Source organism: Phocaeicola dorei (assembly GCF_013009555.1).
GTDB lineage: Bacteria > Bacteroidota > Bacteroidia > Bacteroidales > Bacteroidaceae > Phocaeicola > Phocaeicola dorei.
In genome coordinates this window covers 3,767,153-3,785,491 of the sequence record NZ_CP046176.1, presented here as the reverse complement: position 1 = coordinate 3,785,491, position 18,339 = coordinate 3,767,153, and the positions used below count along the sequence as shown (strand labels likewise).

General features: G+C 43.4%; 19 protein-coding genes and 2 pseudogenes. 15 read left to right on the top strand and 6 right to left on the bottom strand.

Translation table 11 applies throughout. The features are described from left to right. Positions 1 to 114: 114 nt before the first annotated feature. Positions 115 to 603 (top strand): DUF3408 domain-containing protein, encoded by a 489-nt coding sequence (locus GKD17_RS16100; protein WP_007831905.1) that lies wholly within the window; start codon positions 115 to 117, stop codon positions 601 to 603. Between the two features lie 94 nt (positions 604 to 697). Here the strand turns inward: GKD17_RS16100 and GKD17_RS16095 are convergent, their stop codons facing one another. The 3 genes from GKD17_RS16095 to GKD17_RS16085 all read right to left on the bottom strand — a co-directional run bounded on the left by GKD17_RS16095 (position 698) and on the right by GKD17_RS16085 (position 2,095). Further along, a complete protein-coding gene (locus tag GKD17_RS16095; protein ID WP_007831907.1) occupies positions 698 to 1,111 on the bottom strand; it encodes a hypothetical protein in 414 nt (137 codons plus the stop codon). 36 nt (positions 1,112 to 1,147) lie between these two features. Beyond that, positions 1,148 to 1,708 carry a hypothetical protein gene (locus GKD17_RS16090; RefSeq protein ID WP_007831908.1) on the bottom strand — a complete coding sequence of 187 codons (561 nt, stop codon included), beginning with the start codon at positions 1,706 to 1,708 and terminating at the stop codon, positions 1,148 to 1,150. A gap of 249 nt (positions 1,709 to 1,957) precedes the next feature. Beyond that, the gene (locus GKD17_RS16085) at positions 1,958 to 2,095 is read right to left on the bottom strand and encodes a hypothetical protein (protein WP_157442400.1); all 138 of its coding nucleotides are present in this window, start codon (positions 2,093 to 2,095) and stop codon (positions 1,958 to 1,960) included. Positions 2,096 to 2,143: 48 nt separating this feature from the next. Between GKD17_RS16085 and GKD17_RS16080 the strand changes: the two genes are divergently transcribed. From GKD17_RS16080 to drt3b, 4 genes are all read left to right on the top strand, one after another. Beyond that, positions 2,144 to 2,494 carry a helix-turn-helix domain-containing protein gene (locus GKD17_RS16080; RefSeq protein ID WP_007831911.1) on the top strand — a complete coding sequence of 117 codons (351 nt, stop codon included), beginning with the start codon at positions 2,144 to 2,146 and terminating at the stop codon, positions 2,492 to 2,494. Further along, the gene (locus GKD17_RS16075; RefSeq protein WP_007831912.1) at positions 2,487 to 2,795 is read left to right on the top strand and encodes a helix-turn-helix domain-containing protein; all 309 of its coding nucleotides are present in this window, start codon (positions 2,487 to 2,489) and stop codon (positions 2,793 to 2,795) included. The genes GKD17_RS16080 and GKD17_RS16075 overlap by 8 nt, the downstream gene beginning before the upstream one ends. A 229-nt stretch (positions 2,796 to 3,024) precedes the next feature. Beyond that, a complete protein-coding gene (gene drt3a, locus GKD17_RS16070) occupies positions 3,025 to 4,467 on the top strand; it encodes an antiviral reverse transcriptase Drt3a (protein WP_007831913.1) in 1,443 nt (480 codons plus the stop codon). After that, complete coding sequence (drt3b, locus tag GKD17_RS16065; RefSeq protein ID WP_007831916.1) at positions 4,458 to 6,719, top strand: antiviral reverse transcriptase Drt3b; 2,262 nt, start codon at positions 4,458 to 4,460, stop codon at positions 6,717 to 6,719. Before drt3a ends, drt3b begins: the two co-directional genes overlap by 10 nt. Positions 6,720 to 7,862: 1,143 nt before the next feature. Here the strand turns inward: drt3b and GKD17_RS16060 are convergent. Both GKD17_RS16060 and GKD17_RS16055 read right to left on the bottom strand, forming a co-directional pair. Then, complete coding sequence (locus tag GKD17_RS16060) at positions 7,863 to 9,080, bottom strand: site-specific integrase (protein WP_032935487.1); 1,218 nt, start codon at positions 9,078 to 9,080, stop codon at positions 7,863 to 7,865. 19 nt (positions 9,081 to 9,099) lie between these two features. After that, positions 9,100 to 10,329, bottom strand: a complete 1,230-nt coding sequence (locus GKD17_RS16055) for a site-specific integrase (protein WP_007831920.1) — start codon at positions 10,327 to 10,329, stop codon at positions 9,100 to 9,102. Positions 10,330 to 10,616: 287 nt separating this feature from the next. Here GKD17_RS16055 and GKD17_RS16050 point away from each other — a divergent pair. The 8 genes and pseudogenes from GKD17_RS16050 to GKD17_RS16015 form a co-directional block, all read left to right on the top strand. After that, positions 10,617 to 10,790, top strand: a pseudogene (locus tag GKD17_RS16050) (tyrosine-type recombinase/integrase); the annotation flags it as partial. 110 nt (positions 10,791 to 10,900) lie between these two features. After that, positions 10,901 to 11,830: a hypothetical protein gene (locus GKD17_RS16045; RefSeq protein WP_007831922.1), complete on the top strand. Its 930-nt coding sequence runs from the start codon at positions 10,901 to 10,903 to the stop codon at positions 11,828 to 11,830. 131 nt (positions 11,831 to 11,961) lie between these two features. After that, positions 11,962 to 12,249, top strand: a complete 288-nt coding sequence (locus tag GKD17_RS16040; protein WP_007831924.1) for a helix-turn-helix domain-containing protein — start codon at positions 11,962 to 11,964, stop codon at positions 12,247 to 12,249. A 5-nt stretch (positions 12,250 to 12,254) separates the two neighbouring features. Next, positions 12,255 to 13,328 (top strand): AAA family ATPase, encoded by a 1,074-nt coding sequence (locus GKD17_RS16035; protein ID WP_007831932.1) that lies wholly within the window; start codon positions 12,255 to 12,257, stop codon positions 13,326 to 13,328. A gap of 157 nt (positions 13,329 to 13,485) precedes the next feature. After that, positions 13,486 to 14,451: a toprim domain-containing protein gene (locus GKD17_RS16030; protein WP_007831934.1), complete on the top strand. Its 966-nt coding sequence runs from the start codon at positions 13,486 to 13,488 to the stop codon at positions 14,449 to 14,451. 146 nt (positions 14,452 to 14,597) lie between these two features. Further along, positions 14,598 to 14,981 (top strand): MobC family plasmid mobilization relaxosome protein, encoded by a 384-nt coding sequence (locus GKD17_RS16025; protein WP_007831935.1) that lies wholly within the window; start codon positions 14,598 to 14,600, stop codon positions 14,979 to 14,981. Then, a complete protein-coding gene (locus GKD17_RS16020; RefSeq protein ID WP_007831936.1) occupies positions 14,947 to 15,867 on the top strand; it encodes a relaxase/mobilization nuclease domain-containing protein in 921 nt (306 codons plus the stop codon). Before GKD17_RS16025 ends, GKD17_RS16020 begins: the two co-directional genes overlap by 35 nt. Before the next feature lie 4 nt (positions 15,868 to 15,871). Next, entirely contained in the window at positions 15,872 to 16,591 is a 720-nt protein-coding gene (locus GKD17_RS16015) for a hypothetical protein (RefSeq protein ID WP_007831937.1), read from the top strand. Positions 16,592 to 16,720: 129 nt separating this feature from the next. Here GKD17_RS16015 and GKD17_RS16010 read toward each other — a convergent pair whose 3' ends face one another. Next, positions 16,721 to 17,314, bottom strand: coding sequence for a sugar O-acetyltransferase (locus GKD17_RS16010; RefSeq protein WP_007831938.1), 594 nt, complete (start codon positions 17,312 to 17,314; stop codon positions 16,721 to 16,723). 232 nt (positions 17,315 to 17,546) lie between these two features. Here GKD17_RS16010 and GKD17_RS23395 point away from each other — a divergent pair. Beyond that, positions 17,547 to 17,663: pseudogene (locus tag GKD17_RS23395) on the top strand (DeoR family transcriptional regulator); the annotation flags it as partial. Positions 17,664 to 17,783: 120 nt separating this feature from the next. Continuing rightward, a complete protein-coding gene (locus GKD17_RS16005) occupies positions 17,784 to 18,296 on the top strand; it encodes a DeoR/GlpR family DNA-binding transcription regulator (protein ID WP_235778216.1) in 513 nt (170 codons plus the stop codon). Positions 18,297 to 18,339: the final 43 nt, after the last annotated feature.

Below are 18,339 nucleotides of genomic sequence, written 5' to 3'. Positions count from 1 at the left end.
CATACCCGTTCAGCGATACTCACATGCGGGAATGGTCATATGGTCGCATTCACGACATGAGGGAAATGCAAGATTGCCGGAAAAGAATTGTCCAACTATCTAAAATATATAATTATGGCAAAGAGAAAAGAGGTTAAAATCAACGAGGAGCAGATACGCGACATGATGATTGGGGACATTCCTGCCGTCTTCATGGAAAAAAATCATGGAAACAACGCTGCCGACTCCCCCAAAGAAGGTGGCAAGGAACCAAAAACGGAAAATCAATCCGGGATTCCTGCCGTACCAAACAAAGTGGAAGATTCCGGCATATCTACCGGTGAAGAAGTACCGACCCCGGTCCTCCGAGAGAAAACACGCCAGAAAAGGAACGGCTTGCAGGATTATCCCGAACATCTGTTTGATAACAACGTTGTAAGGGAGCGCCGACAGACCTATGTCAGCAGTGACAACTACGAACGGGTGCGCATCCTGCTTTCCGTGATAGCACCGACCGTCAGCATCTCGTGCTATATAGACAATATCCTCTCGGCCCACCTGGAACAGTACCGTGACGAGCTGAATGCCCTATACAGCAGCCGTATCAACCTGAAACCGTTATGATTCTACATGTGGCCGCATGAGAAAAGGGACACCCGGCTGTCGGAATCTCTTCCTTCAGCCGGATGCCCCCCGTTTCTCTTTAACGGTCCCGTGTTCATCTCGTACCGGTGGCTCTCCTTCCTTTCGGTATCGGATTGTCAAGGATTATCCTGTAACAGAACTTTCCGTCCACCTTCACCGGCTCCCTTGCCACCATAAATCCGGCACATTTCTCCACCTTCGCGGCATCGAGTATCATTCCGGCTATGAAGCTGTTGGAGAAACGGGCGCAACGTGGGTCATTCCATATCATGAAGCCGTTTTCGTCATCCGATACGAACATGTACCAGTCTTTCGGCCTGTCATCGTCCCTGGCGATTCCCAGCCGGTTTCCGGCGTGCAGTTTAAGTTCCCTGCTCAATATCTTACTCAGGTACATGCTGCCGTCACGGCATACCGTGATGATCCGTTTTCCCTTGTAGGTCAGTGCCGGATGTGAATTGCTCTTGTCATAAACTGTCAGTTTCATAATCAATCATGTTTTTAGTGATACATTTATTTTCTGTCATGCCGCCTCGCCGGCCATAATCAGTCTTCTTTGGGCAATGAATCTCCGGTTCGCCCGGACGGATTCCATCATGGTCTGTGCCCTACGTGCCACCACCGATGTTTTCTCGCCCATGTGTCTGGCGATGGTACGGAACGAGCTGCCGGTCTCGTAAAACCGCAGCATGAATATCCTGTAATCCTCGTAGGAGAAGTGCCGCCTGAGGAATTTCTGTATGTCCCTTACCAGCCTGTCGCACCTGGTAAGCATCTCTTCCCGCTCATCGGTCTCTTCCGTGCAGTCCGCCTCACCCAGTCTTGAGAAATACTCGTCCCCGGGGTTGTCGTAACGGCTGTCTTCCCTTGTTCCCGATTGCAGGATTTTCCGATAACACCCGAAGAAGTAGGATTCCAAGTCCTCTATTCCGTTGTTTGAGAACATCACCTGCTTCCTGACTGCCAGATACGCGTCATGGAACGCGTCCTCGTTGATCTTTCCATAAAGGGACACGCTCTCTTTCAGTCTCGCGTATGAACGGTTGAACCATCCGTTGAATTCTTTCACGTCTTTTGTTGCCATATCCTTTGATTTTTATCTGTTAGACATCCGGCCTGCGGTGCAGGCACTCTTGTTTCTTTGTATGCTTTACAGCCGTTCTCCCGCCGGAAAGGTGTCAAGGCTCGGCAGGAAAAAATACCGGAGCGCGGAGCGTGAGGATGATTTTTTCCCAGCCGACCCGCAGGGCCCAGCCTTGCGCCCCGGTGGGGAACGGCTACCTTTGCTTCAAAGAAATAAGGGTGTCCTTTGAGGTTTCCACCTTTGATTTTTTCACCTGACGGTGAAAAAGAATGTCTGTTGGAGACACGTGCCGTCCGGTTTGTAGGCGATTCCCGTTTTTTTATTTTCTTCGCTTCCGAAACGGTTTACGGGCACATGAATCCCTTTCAGATACCATCTGTCTGCCATTCCGTTTTTACAATAAAAAATCAATGTTAAACTTAAAATTACAGGAATATGGAAGTAGTGGTCATAGACAAGGCGACTTTCGAGAGGATGCTCTCGGAGTTCGAGAATTTCGCGGGAAAGGTGGAACGTCTCTACCGGGAACATGAGGATCTGGGAGAGAGGGAATGGCTTGACAGCGATGACGTGTGCAGGCTGCTCGGTATCAGTCCGAGAACCCTACAGACGATGCGGGAGAATGGGACGCTGGCTTACACCAAGATAAGCCACAAGGTGTATTACAGGCCGGAGGATGTGAAGACTGTCTTTCCCGTGGTGGAGATGAAACGGTGTATTGTAGCCAATAAAGGAAGAAATTGTAATACTGATACAGTTAATCATAAATATCGTGCTTATGAATGACAATGGCAACATCCGGCTGCTGACACCGGAAAACGACATGCGTGTGAGAGCCTTTTTCTCGTCGCTGGAAGACCTTTCAAAAAGGGTGGAGAAAATATGCGACAGCAACAAGCCGTCACTGGACGGGGAACTCTATTACAACGACAAAGAGCTGGCGGTGAAACTGAAGGTCAGCCGCAGGAGCCTACAGGATTACCGCAACAATGGCATACTGCCATATGTCCGGGTAGGCGGAAAGATTCTGTACAGGGCTTCTGACATAGAGCGTGTCTTGATGGACGGGTACAAGGAAGCGTACTGATGAGAGTGACTGAATCATCTTGTTAGACTCTACATCATTTCGCAGGTAAACGATGTAGAGTCTAACCATTTGGATATACAACCTCCTATCATATCGACAAATCTCGAATTTCCTTATTCTGCTAATAGGTTACAAAAAATATTTGAGAAAAGAACTATGATCTTCCTATATATAAGAAAAACAAAGAAGGACATCCATTGCCAATATAGTAAAATTGAGTACTTTTGCAATGGAAATTAACTTATTTTCTGAAGATATAAATATGCTTGATCAGTCCTTTTCTGCACATAATTTTGAAACTATTTATTGCCTTGAAAGTCGCAAAGGCAATATAAATGTACAGACTATGCCAGAACAGTATCGTGAAGTCTTGGTAAATTTAGAGGAGATTAAAAGAAATTTGTCAATACTCAAGCATAAGAAGAATAAGACACAAGATGAAATGTTAGAACTTGATGCAAAAAAAACTGAATTTAAAAATCTTGTGGAGCAGAAAAAAGATGTATTACGCAATTATTTGGAAACTCTTGATAAACAGATAAATGCTTATGGCTTCAAGTTCTCATTGAACAAATTTGTTGCTGATAATGACAAAGAAGTATATACGCTGGATATAGCATCTCACACACATCTATTTGCAATCAAGCAACTTCAGTATAATATTCGGCACACGTTCAAGGTAAAGCAGTCTAACAGACATAGTATCTTAGCAAATGTTAAGACTTTCTTGAATTCTAATATTCCTGTTTATGTCATCCGAACAGATATATCGAGTTTTTATGAATCTATACCTCATAATCGACTAATGCCAATGATATTTGGTAACACTTTACTATCCAATAAATCTAAGGCATTCATTAAAGGTATATTAGGAGAATACGAGAATATAAAGGATCATGCTTTAGTGTCTCCATTTCAAGGGATACCTCGCGGTATTGGAATCAGTTCATACTTAAGTGAGTTGTATATGAGGGATATTGACACTAATATAGCTTGTCGAAAGGAAGTGATGTACTATGCGAGGTATGTTGACGATATCTTTATTATTCTTACCTCATTACCTGTTGGAACTTCTATAGACCAGTATTATGCTGATATGACGAGATTTTTCCAAACTTATGGTTTATCACTGAAACAGCCTGGAGATGAGTCTGGCAAGTGCCGTATCATAGATTTTACTAAAGATAATTGTGTTGAAGCTCCCATGAACTATCTAGGATATTGTTTGTATATGAACAGAAACACCAAGAAACTATCAGTTGTATACGGTCTTTCAGACACAAAAAAAGCCCGATATCGTAAAAAAATTGATAATGCGATAAATCATTTCGAGACTCTCTGCAAGTGTAATATTAAGCAAGCATATTGTGATCTATTTGACTCATTGAATATGATTACCGGTAATTTCAAACTATTCAAATCCAAAAGTAGTGTGAAGGTTGGCTTGTTCTATAATAATGATTTACTTGATCGAAAGGAAGATCTTGATGAACTTACGATATATCTGAAAGAACATCCCATTGAACCTTATGCAGGATTAAAAGATTGTACTAATGTGAAGGCAAAGCTCGTCAAGCGTATATCAAGCATAGACTTCAAGCAAAGGTGGCAAGAACGTAAAATGTTTTCCTTTAGTCTTCAACGTATTCAAGAAATAGAAGAATGGTTATAAAGAGAAAGAAAATCAGACTTCGCTACAAGAAAGAGCGTGTAGTATTCTCGGATGTTCTGCCATACGAACTTCCATTGATTTTTAGCAATCGTTACTTTTATCGATTCTTGGTGCGTAATGGCATCTGGATAGAGATAAGTAGGGAAGGGCAAGACACGTTACATTGGAATAAAACAGAAGACAAAGGTATATTGGGATTGTTGGCAATAATATTTTGTCGTAAGATTTCTGAGTTTGAGGGTAAAGACTCTTTGTTACTTAATGTACACGACCTTAAACGTATTCCGTTCGTGTATAGCATACAGCATAAACCTCTGAAACATAGGTTCCTTTCATTGATACACCCTGCCAATCAAATTAAAGTAGTTGATTTATACAACAGATATAAGGATGCTATCATATATCTTTGTTCTAAAAGTAACTTTTCTATACGATATCCCAGCAAAGTGGCTTGTTATTTCTATTATAAGGATAGGCTTCATCATGTGCTTATGGGAAAGAAGACGGATAAAATGGAGATGTACTTCAACGAATATGAGAACTTGAAAACATTTTTCAGCTATAAACGCTATACCAATATCTATAAGTTTTATGAAGATTATAGATATCAACGTGCGGAAAAGAAGTTTTCTCGTTTGCTAAAAATGGATGTACAGAATTGTTTTGACAGTATATATACACATTCAATAGCTTGGGCTATTAATGGTGGTGTGGATATATATAAAGACACATTCGAGGGTAAGTGTGATGGCTCCGTTGGAGTGTTATGGGATAAGATGATGCAAGAAATGAACTATAATGAAACAAATGGCATAGTCATTGGCCCAGAGTGCTCACGTATATTCGCAGAGGTTATTATGCAATATGTTGACCAGATGGTAGAGCAGCAGTTGCTAATAAAAGGCTACCGAAACAAGGTAGATTATGAGTGCTATCGCTATGTGGATGATTATTTCTTTTTCTATAACAGCGAAGCTGTCAAGGTTGATGCAGAACAGTTATTTCAAATGTATCTCAAAGAGTTTAAGCTAAGTCTTAGTCAAGAAAAAAATAAAACTTTTGAACGTCCTTTTGTCACAGAGATAACAAAAGCAAAAATCGCGATAGATGATTTGCTCAACAATACTGTCAAACTGTATACCAATGAACCTGAATCTGAACTATCTCTTGAAGAAGAGATGGAGCAAACAGAACAGGATATGTCGCAAGAAGCAGAGGAGCCACTTCTAAAGGTTGACCGCCCAAAAGTAACAGACTGTTTAGCTACCGATGTCTATTTTTGCTTGAACGCAACTGATTTCAATAAGCGGTTCAAGGTACTTGTATCAGCTAATAGTGTTGAACCCAAAGATGTTCTGAACTATACAATAGCTCGATTGGCTATTAGATTGGAGAGAGCCTTGAAGAAGTTTGACCGATATTATAAAACTTTATGTTTGGCAATTGTTGAACCGGAATTGGTGGACTTATATTCCCAAGTGGAGAAGAAAAGAAAGCAACTAGAAAAGGATTTATCAAAATATCTATTCAATATTCTTGATTCAGTTTTCTTTCTCTATGCAAATAGCAAGCGTATCAATACCACCCTTAAAGTAATGCAAATTCTAAATATTATTTGGATTTATCTGGATAATGATTATAGCTTGGAGGTGGGTAAGAAGAAGTCGATGGTTCGCCGTTTTACTGAATATGCTCGTGAGATTGTGTTCAAGAAGATACGCGATGAGATAAGCGTAGTACTGCAAACAGCCCCTATGGACGAACATGTCCAGTTGGAAACATTATATTTCTTGTTGATACTACGCAGTATGAATGGCAAATACCATTTGTCCCGACCTGAGATGGAAAAATACTTAAAAATTGGCTATAATGAAGATGGAACAGTAAAAACACTCCCGAAGTTGAATATGCTGGCTGTTACAATACTAATATATTACTTTGGTAATGCGAAACAGTTTGTGGACCTGAAGGATATTATTGTTAACCATACTCTGAAAAGAATAAATGAAATACCAGCTAACAGAAGACGTATATCCGCAGAATATATTATATTTGCTTTGGATATGGCTGCCTGTCCTTATATTAAACCAAGCATGAGAGTAAAGTACCTTCAATCAGTAGGTGCTTCAAGAACAGAAGGAGCACAAGTTCTCAAATATATGAAGCAACAAAAGTACATGTTTACAAAATGGACAGGTGTTGATATTACAAAAGAACTAAATGCAAAAATTAGTCAAGAGGTGTATTCTTGATAGATGTATGAAATCCAATAAGCATAGGGTATAGAACTCAAAGAATATTCACACACATAACCCTATGTAGAGACTTATGAAGTCTCACAATAAGAGCCTAGAGTTCGGGCTCTTATTTGTTTTTTACTAAATTCACACATAATACATAAAATAAACTAGTTAATTAAAATTTTCAAGCGATTGATTTTCAATTGGAATGTTGGCGAATCTGCAAAAGAATTAATCGTAGTGAAACATTTCCCATTTCTTTATTTGTGTTGGCTCCAGCCACACTATTGTATATCAAAGTTTACCAATATTCTCGTCAAGCAGATTTTGAAGAAATATAGGTTGAGGAAAACATATCTTGCGAGGGTAACTATATATTGCCTTATTGTATGAATTTTTGTTAAGCAATAGTGCATCTTGAAATTATAAGTTTCACTCTAAGTATTATATAGTCAAATAGAAATATATTGCAAATTATATCTCTCACAACTATCTGTATTTCAGATTTAAGTTGAAGCGGCTTTTCGCAAATCAATTATGTTTGACCATAATTGTTCATAGGAGGATTTACTGTAAAAGATTGCACCCGGTTACTAAAGAATGCCAGGATATTAATTGGAAATTTGAAGTGTATTTTCACAATCATATTTGTAATCATAGAACAATGCGAAAGGGGAAACTTTGTAATGATAATAAAGGCCATAAGAGCAGAGACATGGACACCATAAAAAGCAAGCACATTCTCGCCAGAACATTCCAAAGTTTCGGAATAGCAATGCTTTGCGTACTACTGGCAGCAAAGTAAAATTGATTTTTCTGGAGGGAGCGCAGTTTACCGCCTGCCTTTTTCCTGGTGTTTCAAAAAACATCCCTCCTGTAGAATATCGGAACAGCATACAGACCGGTAGTATCCTACTGTCAGTATGCTGTTTCCCTTTTGGTTGTTTTTATATCGACTTTTCCGTCAGTCGCTTGTTTCCGCTGCCGTCAGCGTCCATTGTACAGACGTGAAAGGGGAAAGGTTTTCGGGCTGAATACCCTTTGCCCGCAAAGGAAGATTCTGCCCGAAACGGCACAGCCGCCTGACCTTTCCCCTTTCAGAAAAGTCTGTACTAACTTCCATGGACGGCGAGGAGACAGGCGGCTGCGAAACTGTCATTGGTTGTCATGGCCGGAATGTGTGCGGTGTTTGCTTCTTTTTTCCATCAGTTTGTCCATTTCCTTTGAGATTTTGTCCTCCGTTATCCTGGCATATCCCTGGGTGGTGGTGATATTCGAGTGCCCCATCATCTTGGCTATGCTTTCGATTGATACGCTCTCTGAAATGAGGAGAACCCCGAACCCATGACGGGCCTGGTGGTAGGACAAGTCATCGTTCCTGCCCAGAATCACGCCGATTTCCCGTATCTCGTGCCAGATGGAATCCCGGCTTGGCAACGGGAACACGAGATTGTGCATGTCGGTGGTGTTGTATAATGCCAATATCTGTTCGGCTATCGGGTGTAAGGGGATAACCGCCTCCACTTCGGTTTTCTTGCGGCAAATACGGATGAACCGCCTACCATCCGCTGTCGTCTCGATATGGCGCGGATGGAGCTGTTTGATGTCGGCATAGGCAAGTCCCGTCAGGCATGAAAAAATGAACGCCCGTCTGCCCAGTTCCGCCCGTCCGTCATTCAAGGGCATGGCCATGATCCTTTTCATTTCCTCACGGGTGACGTACTTGTGCTTGGGTGCGGGCTTCTTTTCATATTCGACATCCTCCACCGGATTGGTACGCAGTATCTCGTTGTCCACGGCAAGATAAAGCAGCCTGTTCAGCCAGCAGAGGCAACGGTTGGTCTGTGTGGAACTGAAATTCTTGTTCCGTACAAGAAATGCCTTGTAACCTTTGCCGAAGTCTTCCGTTATCTCCTCAAAGGCAATCTCCTTCCTGCCCAAAGAGGTAAGGTAGTCCGTCAGGTATTTCTGGAAGTATTGGGAGTTCCGATAGGTAGAGATGGAATTTATCTCTTTGCTACGTATTCTGAGACGTTCACGCTCTATCTCGCCCATCTGCAATAAACGGGTGGGAACCACGAACTGTCTTGTCACCCGGGTCTTGATGATTTCCGCGCTGACGACACCCTGTGTCCTCAGAATATCCTCGTAAGTCTGTTCAATATACTTCCGGTACTCTTGCAGTCTGGCGTTTTCCCTTATCGTGCGTATTGTTCCGGTTTTGGCGTTCCAGTCTTCCGGTCTGCAATATATATCGGTAGTGATGGCGGTACTCTTGCCGTCAATGGTGATGCGGCACATGACAGCCGTGGTTCCGTCAGCCTTTATCTTGCCGCGGTTGATGTAGAATAATATGGAAAATGTACTTCTCATGATGTCCGTTATTTGGTGGTTATAAAACAAGTTTGAAATCTTTGGTAGCCTCGATAAGCCTGTCCATGTCCTCGAAGAGCTTTTTAGGTGTCACGCGGGCATACACCTGGGTTGTCTGTATATTACTATGCCCCAACATCTTGCTGATGGTCTCAATCGGGACACCCGCTTCAAGGGTGACGAGCGAGGCAAACGAGTGGCGCCCGACATGGTAGCACAGGTTCTCCTTTATCCCTGCCAGTACGGCCAGTGCCTTCATGTGGTTTCTCAGGCTTGGGTAGTGGATCATCGGAAACAGGGTGTTCCTTTCATCGTCATGATATTTTTCTATCAGGTCAACGGCTTCCGGCAGCAGTTTTACGCTTGCACGGAGTTCGTTCTTTTTCCGGCGGTATTTCAGCCACAATTTACCGTCTTCATCTGTATGCAGGTTTTCTTTGGTGATTGTCACGGCATCACTGTAGGCTACCCCGGTATAGCAGGCAAAGAGAAACAGATCCCTTGCCAGGCGGTGGGTCGTGCGGTGTGGGGCTATCTCGACATCCCGTATTTTCTCGAAACTTTCCCGGCTCAATGCCTTTGGCGTCTTGACGGTCTGTTTCGGGAGGACATAATGCTGGAACATGAACCGCTCGGAATGACCTTCCTTATAGGCTTTCCTGCAAGACTTCTTGACAATTGCCAGGTAATGACGTGCGGTATCAACGGCATGTCCTTTCTCGTCAAGGATGAAATTCTCATAATCGTGGATGAATTGCTCGGTGAGCTGCCCGAAAGCCAGATCCTTTGTCTTGAACTTGGCTTCAATGAATTCACGCATGGTACGGCAGGTATAGTCGTATGCTGGATATGTCCCTTTGGCCCGGTCTATCCCGATACGGCTCTTCACTTCATCCCTGACGGCATCCAGCATTTTCATCAGGGTCATTTGGACGCTCATGCTGCCCTGAAAGGCATCCTTGACGGAAGCGGCATCAAAATCAGTCTTTCGTTCCAGAAGGGAGTCGAATGCGGCATTGATGTCAAGCAGCAGCCTGTCGATTTTGGCATTGGTTTCAACGGCCTCCCTGCTTTTGCCGTTCAACCGGCTTTCGCGGGGATTCCACAGTCCGGGAGTACAGGAGAGCTTGCAGCTGAACTGCGCCATCGTCCTGTTCACGGTGATACGTCCCATTATCGGGGCTTTGCCCGACTTGTCCAGTCCGCTCTTTTTGAGGTAGAGCAGAACCTTGAATTTTTCTACTTTCATACGCTTATAATTTTAGTGGCAAATTTACCTGTTTTACAAGCGTCCTTTGGTATGCAAAACTATGACAACCAGTGTAATATATCGTCGTTTCAAATTATCTGATCCGCTTCGCGTTACCTTGATTCCTTCCGGTAACTGTCCGGCTAACGGTTTGGTAACTGAACATCTGCAATAATCCCCACTTTTTTTGCTTTTTTCTTGTGTGGAAGAATATAGAGAAATAGTTAATTACCAGCAGATTCCGTTTTGTTCTCTTCTCGTTTCCATTGCTTGTATCGCTTCTCTATTTCCATGTTGCCCGGCATACCCATGCTACTATGATGCTTACATTGGGGGCTGATTTGTACACGGTTAGCAAACTGTTAGGACATAAAAATATCGCCACAACCCAAATTTATGCGAAGATTGTTGATAAGAAAAAAGAAGAAGCTATAAGTTTGATACCGAATTTGACGGACTGATTCAAAAAGAAAGTACGGAACTCTGATATAGCCGTACTTTCTTTCTTTTTTTGCCTTTGTTTAGTCGGAAAAATATATCTTTGTTTCTACTAACTGAAACATAGAATATTATGACAGAAGAAGAACTGAAAATAAAATTCGACCATATACAAGGTATATTTAACCGTTGCATTAATCATGCCAGCCAAGTTTTGACAGACAGCATTGCCGCTAAATCTGTATATCTTAATGAAGAACAGGCTGATAAGCTGGAACAGCAGGAATATATTCGTACCGCTGATGAGTTAGTACACTTATATATACGCTATTCTGTATTGAATGATATTCAAAGTTTTTATTCTACATCCGATTTTTTTTGGGAAAGTGGCTTTTATGAATCCTTGAAACCCGATGAGAAAAGAAAATACATGGCATTTAATCCTCTTTCATTTGATTATGCCCGGTATGAGCAAGATAATACGGCTTATGATGAAGAACTGCCTTATTTCTCCGTAGTAGTCAAAGTTGTTGTGTTAGAAAGATATTCGGCATACTTGCGAAAAAAGAAAGAAAATAAGGTGCAAGCGGAAATGCAACCACAACAGGAACGGGAAGAACCGCAACCAATTCAAGATAAATACCAAGAGCCTAAAATTATACCCCATATTGCTAAAACTGAAAATCCTTTTAAGTCTGTTTTAAACGATAGGCAAATAGAGTTATTGGTAGAGTGTATCAATGAAGTAGAGATTTTCAATGCCCCTATGACTTTTGAGGATTTGAAAGCGATACTTTCCTGCAAACCTAAAGTTATATTCAGGTCTAATAATAATAGGCTGGTGGCTTTTCTTTTTTCAGAATTAAGTAGTCGTGGCTTGATAACAGCTAACTGGCAATCGGTTATAGCAAATAATAAGTTGTTTGTTACAAGGAATACGAAGAAAGATAAATACCTAAATCAAGGTGATTTAGCTACTGCCGCCAATTATGTAAAAGGGTTGGAGCATGAAAAAGATTATGCAACCATTAGTAATTACATCAAGCAACTGAAAAAACTTTAAGAATAGGTTAAGACCTCAAACATAGCTTAATCCGCTATCAAGCTATTCCTCAATACTTTTGCCCCCGTAATCGATTACAAGTAACCGGAGGGCATGCACTCCATATTGTCTAACGCAAATACTTTTGTTATATGGAAACAAGTATTGAGAAGCGAGTTGCAGAACTCGAAAATTTAGTGTTCCTTTCAAAGAATGTGCTTAGCTTCGATGAAGCGAGCAAGTTTTTGAACCTTTCAAAAAGTTACCTGTACAAGTTGACTTCGGGTAACTTGATACCCCATTACAAGCCGCAGGGTAAGATGCTTTATTTTGAGAAAACGGAACTGGAAGCGTGGTTGCGTCAGAACCCGGTCAAGACACAGGCGCAGATAGAACAGGAAGCGCAGAAGTATATCCTTAACCGTCCTCTAAAGAAATAACGGCTATGGAAAATAAGAAGAAAGAGGAGACCAAACAGGACGCTCCCATGACGAAAGAGGATTTTGCAGCCCTTTGGAAAAGCATCCACCTGAAAGTCACGGACACTTACGAAGTGCCGCCCGAAATCCTTTGGGTGAACGGCTCCACTATCGGCACGTTGGGCAATTTCAGCGCATCCACAGGCAAAGCCAAGAGCAAAAAGACGTTCAACATTTCCGCTATCGTTGCGGCAGCGTTGAAGAATGACGAGGTACTGCAATACTCGGCATACCTGCCACCGAACAAACGGAAAATACTCTATGTAGATACCGAGCAGAGCAAATACCATTGCCACAAGGTCATGGAGCGTATTTTGCGCCTTGCCGGACTGCCTACCGACAAGGACAGGGACGATTTCGTCTTTGTCGTGCTAAGGGAGCAGACACCCGACAGGCGGAAACAGATTATCGGCTATATGCTGGAGAATATGCCTGATGTGGGGTTGCTCATCATTGACGGAATCCGTGACTTGATGTACGACATCAACAGCCCCAGCGAATCGACCGACCTAATCAACCTCCTAATGCGCTGGTCAAGCGGCTATAACCTGCATATCCATACCGTATTGCATTTGAACAAGGGGGACGACAACACAAGGGGGCATATCGGTACGGAACTGAACAACAAGGCTGAAACCGTCCTGCAAGTCACCAAGAGCACACAGGACGGCAACATAAGCGAGGTAAAGGCGATGCACATACGTGACCGGGAGTTTGACCCGTTCGCATTCCGCATCAATGACAACGCCTTGCCCGAAGTCGTGGGCGGTTATGTATTCCAGCAGCCCAAGCAGGACAGGAACTTTCCGCTGACGGAACTGACGGAACAGCAGCACCGGGAAGCGTTGGAAAACGGTTTCGGCAAGCAGGCGGTACAGGGTTACTCCAATGTCATAGCGGCATTGAAACGGGGCTATGCGAGTATCGGCTACGAGCGTGGGCGCAATGTCCTTGTGTTGCTGAACAAGTTCCTTGTGAAAAAGCGCATGATTGTGAAAGAGGGTAAGGGCTACCGCTACAATCCCGATTTCCATTATTAAAATCCGGTTTGGTTTAGTCCGGGCGTATATATAAGCGGAACAGACTTGCTATTTTCCAGCATTGGCAACAGGCAGGTTTAGTATGGTACGGGCATATATATAACGGACTAAACAGGACTGTTTTCAATTATTCTTCCAACCGTTAAAAGACAATGTTATGAACATCGAAGATGCAAAGAAAATATCCATTGCGGACTATCTGCACAGTTTAGGCTACTCTCCTGTCAAACGGCAGGGCAACGGCTTGTGGTACAAATCACCGTTGAGGGAGGAACACGAAGCGTCTTTCAAGGTGAACACCGACCGCAACCTATGGTATGACTATGGCGCAGGCAAGGGTGGCAACATCATTACACTGGCAAAGGAACTTTACTGTTCCGACCATGTGCCATACCTGTTAGACCGGATAGCGGAGCAGACACCGCACGTCCGTCCGGTCAGTTTCTCTTTTCCCCAACGTAGGACAGAGCCGAGTTTCCAGCATTTGGAGATACACGACCTTGCCCATCCGGCATTGCTCCACTACCTGCAAGGACGGGGTATCAATATCGAACTGGCGAAAAGAGAATGTAAGGAACTCCATTTCACCCACAACGGCAAGCCTTATTTCGCTATCGGCTTCCCGAACATGGCAGGCGGCTACGAGGTGCGCAACTCCTTTTTCAAAGGCTGCATCGCCCCGAAAGACATCACCCACATACGGCAGCAGGGAGAGCCGAGAGAGAAATGTCTGGTGTTTGAGGGATTTATGGACTACCTCTCTTTCCTCACGCTCCGGGTGAAGAACTGCCCGAACATGCCTTGCTTGGAAGGTCAGGATTACGTCATTCTCAACTCCACCGCCAACGTGTCGAAAGCCATTGACGCATTGTCCCCGTATGAACGCATCCACTGTATGCTCGACAACGATGCGGCAGGGTATCGGACGACACAGGCTATCGCATTGGAATATTCCTACCGTGTGCGTGACTTCTCAGACAATTACAGGGGTTATTCGGACTTGAACGATTACCTGTGCGGCAGGAAGCAGGAACAGAAGAACAGCACCAGCCAAGCGCAGGAAGTAAAGCAGGAAACCGGACAACGCACAGCCCCAAGACAGAAAAGGGGCAGGGGCATTTAGTCCGGCGGCATTGCCAACGGCAGGCGGTTTAATGGGGAGAGCAAGGTTATGTTTCGGTAAACCGAAACTACCTTGCTTTGCTCACCGCAAAGAAAATTTCTCCCGTTGGTCGCAATTTTTAGGACACCATTTAAACGTAAAAGACTATGACGAATATAAAGGATAAGCCGGGGGGACGTCCGGCAAAGAAACGGATAGAGAAACAGCAACGGGTAGTCAGCACGAAACTGACCGAGTTGCAGTATTATGCCATCAGGAAGCGAGCCGGAGAAGCCGGGTTGCGTGTCAGTGAGTATGTACGGCAGGCGGTTGTTTCGGCAGAGGTCATACCTCGACTGAACAGGCAGGATGCGGACACCATCCGCAAGCTGGCAGGGGAAGCCAACAACATCAACCAGTTGGCGCACCGGGCAAATGCCGGAGGTTTCGCACTGGTGGCGGTGGAACTGGTGAAACTCAAAAACAGGATTGTCGAAATTATAAACCAGCTATCGGATGATTGGAAAAATAAAAAAAGGAAGCGGGTTTAAGGGTTGCGTGAACTATGTGCTTGGCAAGGAACAGGCGGCTTTGCTCCATGCGGACGGGGTACTGACAGAAAGCCGGGGAGATATAATTCGCAGCTTCTGCATGCAGACCGGGATGAATCCCGACTTGAAAAAGCCAGTCGGACACATTGCATTAAGCTATTCGGCAGTGGATGCGCCCAAATTGACAGACGAGAAGATGATACAGCTTGCGCAGGAATATATGCGTGAAATGAAAATCACCGATACGCAGTACATCATCGTGCGCCATCAAGACCGGGAACACCCACATGTGCATATCGTATTCAACCGTATAGACAACAACGGCAAGACCATTTCGGACAGGAACGACATGTACCGCAACGAGCAGGTATGCAAGAAGCTGAAAGCCAAGCACGGTCTTTACTTCGCTGGTGGTAAGGAACGGGTAAAGCAACACCGCCTGAAAGAGCCGGACAAGTCGAAATATGAGATTTACACGGCTGTAAAGGATGAAATCGGCAAATCCCGGAACTGGCAGCAGTTACAGGGGAGGTTAGCGGAAAAGGGTATTACAATCCGGTTCAAGTGCAAGGGGCAGACAAACGAAGTGCAGGGCATATCCTTTTCCAAAGGTGAATACACGTTCAAGGGTTCGGAGATAGACCGCAGTTTCAGTTTTTCCAAACTGGATAAATGTTTCGGGGATGCAGGTCTGAATACAGCAGGAAGCCGGCAGCAGACAGCTTTCGCGTCCGTTCGGGAACAAGCACCGACACCGGGCAAGGCTGACAGCCCGTTGATAAGCGGCTCACTGGGGCTGTTTTCCGCATCTTCGCCCCCAGTGGATGAAGAACCAAACTTGAATTTGAGAAAGAAGAAGAAAAAGAAAAAACAACTTAAACTGTAATTGAATGGAGGAAAATTTGATTTTGGAGGGGCTTCTCTCAATGGTTACGGAACTGAAAGAGAAGCAGGAAGCGCAGGTAACGCCAGCCAGCCGGGAGGAAACCATCGGACGGTTGGACGCAATCGGACAGGCATTGTCGGAACTGCACCGTAACTCGGCAATCCCTGAAAAGGACTTGCAAGTTGTCCGGCAACAGCTTGACGACATTAGGAACGGGATGCAAGGTCAGCAGAAGCACATCGAGGACACCAAGAAAATAACATTGGAAACCTACCGTTGTTTCAAGGCAATGATTGATACTTTTGGCTCTTGCAAGCCGGATAAAGAGGAAGCCACGCCCTTACCGTTTTATCAACGGATTTACAACAAGGTCGTTTCGTGGGTACGTCCGGGAGTGTTCCTTTTCTCGGCAGTGCTGGTTGTCTGTTCCGCTTCCCTGTTTTTGAATGTCCGTTTGGCTGGGCGTATGCAGCAGTTACAGGACAACGATATGAAGTACCGCTATTTGCTGATGCAAGGACAGGCAGACGGGGAAACTTTCGATATGCTGGAAACCAAATTCAAGTGGCAACGGGACAACGCCTTTGTCCGAAGCCTGACCAATACGGTGACAGATTTCGAGTACCGCAGCCAAAAGCAGGCAGAAGCGTTGGAGCGTGCAAGGCTGTTGAACGAGCAAGCCGAACAACTGAAAAAAGAGGCTGATAAGTTGGGTAAGCGATAAACAGTGAAAGCCGGAACGGATGAAACATAGTCACCGTTTCGGCTTTTAAATTCACGTCTTTTTCTTCGTGCAGTGTTCTTTCTCGAATTTGCGCAATGTAGCTATAAGTGAAGTTTTAAAAACTGCTTTTTAGATATTATCAAGGTGCTTTATTATTCGGCAAGGATTACCTACTGCTACACAATTTTCGGGAATTGAGCGAGTTACTACACTACCAGCACCAATCACACTATTTTTTCCAATAGTAACACCTGGTAGTAAAATAGCGCCACCACCAATCCAGACATTATCTTCTATTGTGATTGGTTTTGAATAAGTGCGGCAGAAACAACCGGATAATCTTTTATTTTCAGGAGTATTAGTACGTCCGGCTACATCAGTCGTGTGTGTAGCGGTGTACATCTTAACATCTGAAGCAATGAGTACATTGTTGCCAATGTTGATGCGATTGTTGTCTACGAATGTACAATTCATATTGATGATGACATCATTGCCACAGTGTATGTTAATACCATATTCGCAATGAAAATCGATGTCAACGTGTACATTATCTCCTATCGAGCCGAACAGTTCACCCATAATTTTTTTACGTTCACTTGTATTTTCCATATCAGTATCGTTAAGACTTCGGACAAGCCGTTTGCAGTGGTACATGATTTGTGACATTTCCGCATCGGCAGTGAAAAATTCACCATCCATACATTTTTGATATTCCGTTTTCATACTACAATAAATTTATAATTAACACTATTTAACTGTATTCTGTTTAAAAACCAGCGTAACGTGAGAATTGAAGCCTATGCGGTTTTTAATGCCTATTTCTCAATATCATTTATAATTAATCCTAATTGCGCATAAATCCGCATGATTAGTTTTGAATTCTCTATAAAATACTGGTTCTTTGTTTGAAAATAAGTATATTTGCGGAAATACGCAATATTAGTTATGCAGAATTATGCTGAAAGAAGAAAGACATCGGTACATTATAGACCGGATAAACAGAGATAGCCGAATATATGTTACAGGATTGAGTGAAGAACTAAAAGTATCTGATGATACGTTAAGGCGAGACCTTGTAGAATTAGAAAATTTGGGTTTACTTACTAAAGTACATGGTGGGGCTGTTGCCAAGTCTAATATATCCATAAAGTTTTTAGAGAGGTTGAATACTTCTACTCTCATAAAACAAGAAATGGCTGCAAAATTAGTTCCTTTGTTCAACGAAGGAGATGTGATATTGATAGACGGAGGAACCTCGAACCTTGAAGTAATGCGGCAGTTACCGAAAGACAAGCATTTTACAATATATACCAACTGTTTGCCTATAGCCAGCGAACTGTCCGGTTATCCTAAAGTAGATTTAGTGCTTTTAGGAGGAACGGTATTTCCTTCTTCCCAAACAACGGTAGGCGTATCGGTATTTCAAATGGTACAATCTATTTATCCGGATTGGGTTATCGTAGGTGTAAGCGACCTTCATCCTCAAAAGGGTTTGACTACATCGGACAGAGAAGAAGCCATCATTAAGCGTTGTATGATTAAACAAGGAGGAAAACGGGTCGTACTTGCAACTGGCGAGAAACTGAATACCGCAAGAAATTATCATGTCGCTTCTTTGGCTGAAATAGATTATATCGTTACAGAGAATAGCAAAGTAGATTATATTAAGCAACACTGGACTCCTTACACGTATCAAATTTTATAAGTTTAGTCCATTCCTTTGTCTATATATTCAAACCAACTTAAAC

Excerpts from the sequence above, each read along its gene's own strand:
- GKD17_RS16100 (WP_007831905.1), top strand. The coding sequence starts at position 115 with ATGGCAAAGAGAAAAGAGGTTAAAATCAACGAGGAGCAGATACGCGAC.
- GKD17_RS16095 (WP_007831907.1), bottom strand. The coding sequence starts at position 1,111 with ATGAAACTGACAGTTTATGACAAGAGCAATTCACATCCGGCACTGACC.
- GKD17_RS16090 (WP_007831908.1), bottom strand. The coding sequence starts at position 1,708 with ATGGCAACAAAAGACGTGAAAGAATTCAACGGATGGTTCAACCGTTCA.
- GKD17_RS16085 (WP_157442400.1), bottom strand. The coding sequence starts at position 2,095 with ATGGCAGACAGATGGTATCTGAAAGGGATTCATGTGCCCGTAAACCGT.
- GKD17_RS16080 (WP_007831911.1), top strand. The coding sequence starts at position 2,144 with ATGGAAGTAGTGGTCATAGACAAGGCGACTTTCGAGAGGATGCTCTCG.
- GKD17_RS16075 (WP_007831912.1), top strand. The coding sequence starts at position 2,487 with ATGAATGACAATGGCAACATCCGGCTGCTGACACCGGAAAACGACATG.
- drt3a (WP_007831913.1), top strand. The coding sequence starts at position 3,025 with ATGGAAATTAACTTATTTTCTGAAGATATAAATATGCTTGATCAGTCC.
- drt3b (WP_007831916.1), top strand. The coding sequence starts at position 4,458 with ATGGTTATAAAGAGAAAGAAAATCAGACTTCGCTACAAGAAAGAGCGT.
- GKD17_RS16060 (WP_032935487.1), bottom strand. The coding sequence starts at position 9,080 with ATGAGAAGTACATTTTCCATATTATTCTACATCAACCGCGGCAAGATA.
- GKD17_RS16055 (WP_007831920.1), bottom strand. The coding sequence starts at position 10,329 with ATGAAAGTAGAAAAATTCAAGGTTCTGCTCTACCTCAAAAAGAGCGGA.
- GKD17_RS16045 (WP_007831922.1), top strand. The coding sequence starts at position 10,901 with ATGACAGAAGAAGAACTGAAAATAAAATTCGACCATATACAAGGTATA.
- GKD17_RS16040 (WP_007831924.1), top strand. The coding sequence starts at position 11,962 with ATGGAAACAAGTATTGAGAAGCGAGTTGCAGAACTCGAAAATTTAGTG.
- GKD17_RS16035 (WP_007831932.1), top strand. The coding sequence starts at position 12,255 with ATGGAAAATAAGAAGAAAGAGGAGACCAAACAGGACGCTCCCATGACG.
- GKD17_RS16030 (WP_007831934.1), top strand. The coding sequence starts at position 13,486 with ATGAACATCGAAGATGCAAAGAAAATATCCATTGCGGACTATCTGCAC.
- GKD17_RS16025 (WP_007831935.1), top strand. The coding sequence starts at position 14,598 with ATGACGAATATAAAGGATAAGCCGGGGGGACGTCCGGCAAAGAAACGG.
- GKD17_RS16020 (WP_007831936.1), top strand. The coding sequence starts at position 14,947 with ATGATTGGAAAAATAAAAAAAGGAAGCGGGTTTAAGGGTTGCGTGAAC.
- GKD17_RS16015 (WP_007831937.1), top strand. The coding sequence starts at position 15,872 with ATGGAGGAAAATTTGATTTTGGAGGGGCTTCTCTCAATGGTTACGGAA.
- GKD17_RS16010 (WP_007831938.1), bottom strand. The coding sequence starts at position 17,314 with ATGAAAACGGAATATCAAAAATGTATGGATGGTGAATTTTTCACTGCC.
- GKD17_RS16005 (WP_235778216.1), top strand. The coding sequence starts at position 17,784 with ATGGCTGCAAAATTAGTTCCTTTGTTCAACGAAGGAGATGTGATATTG.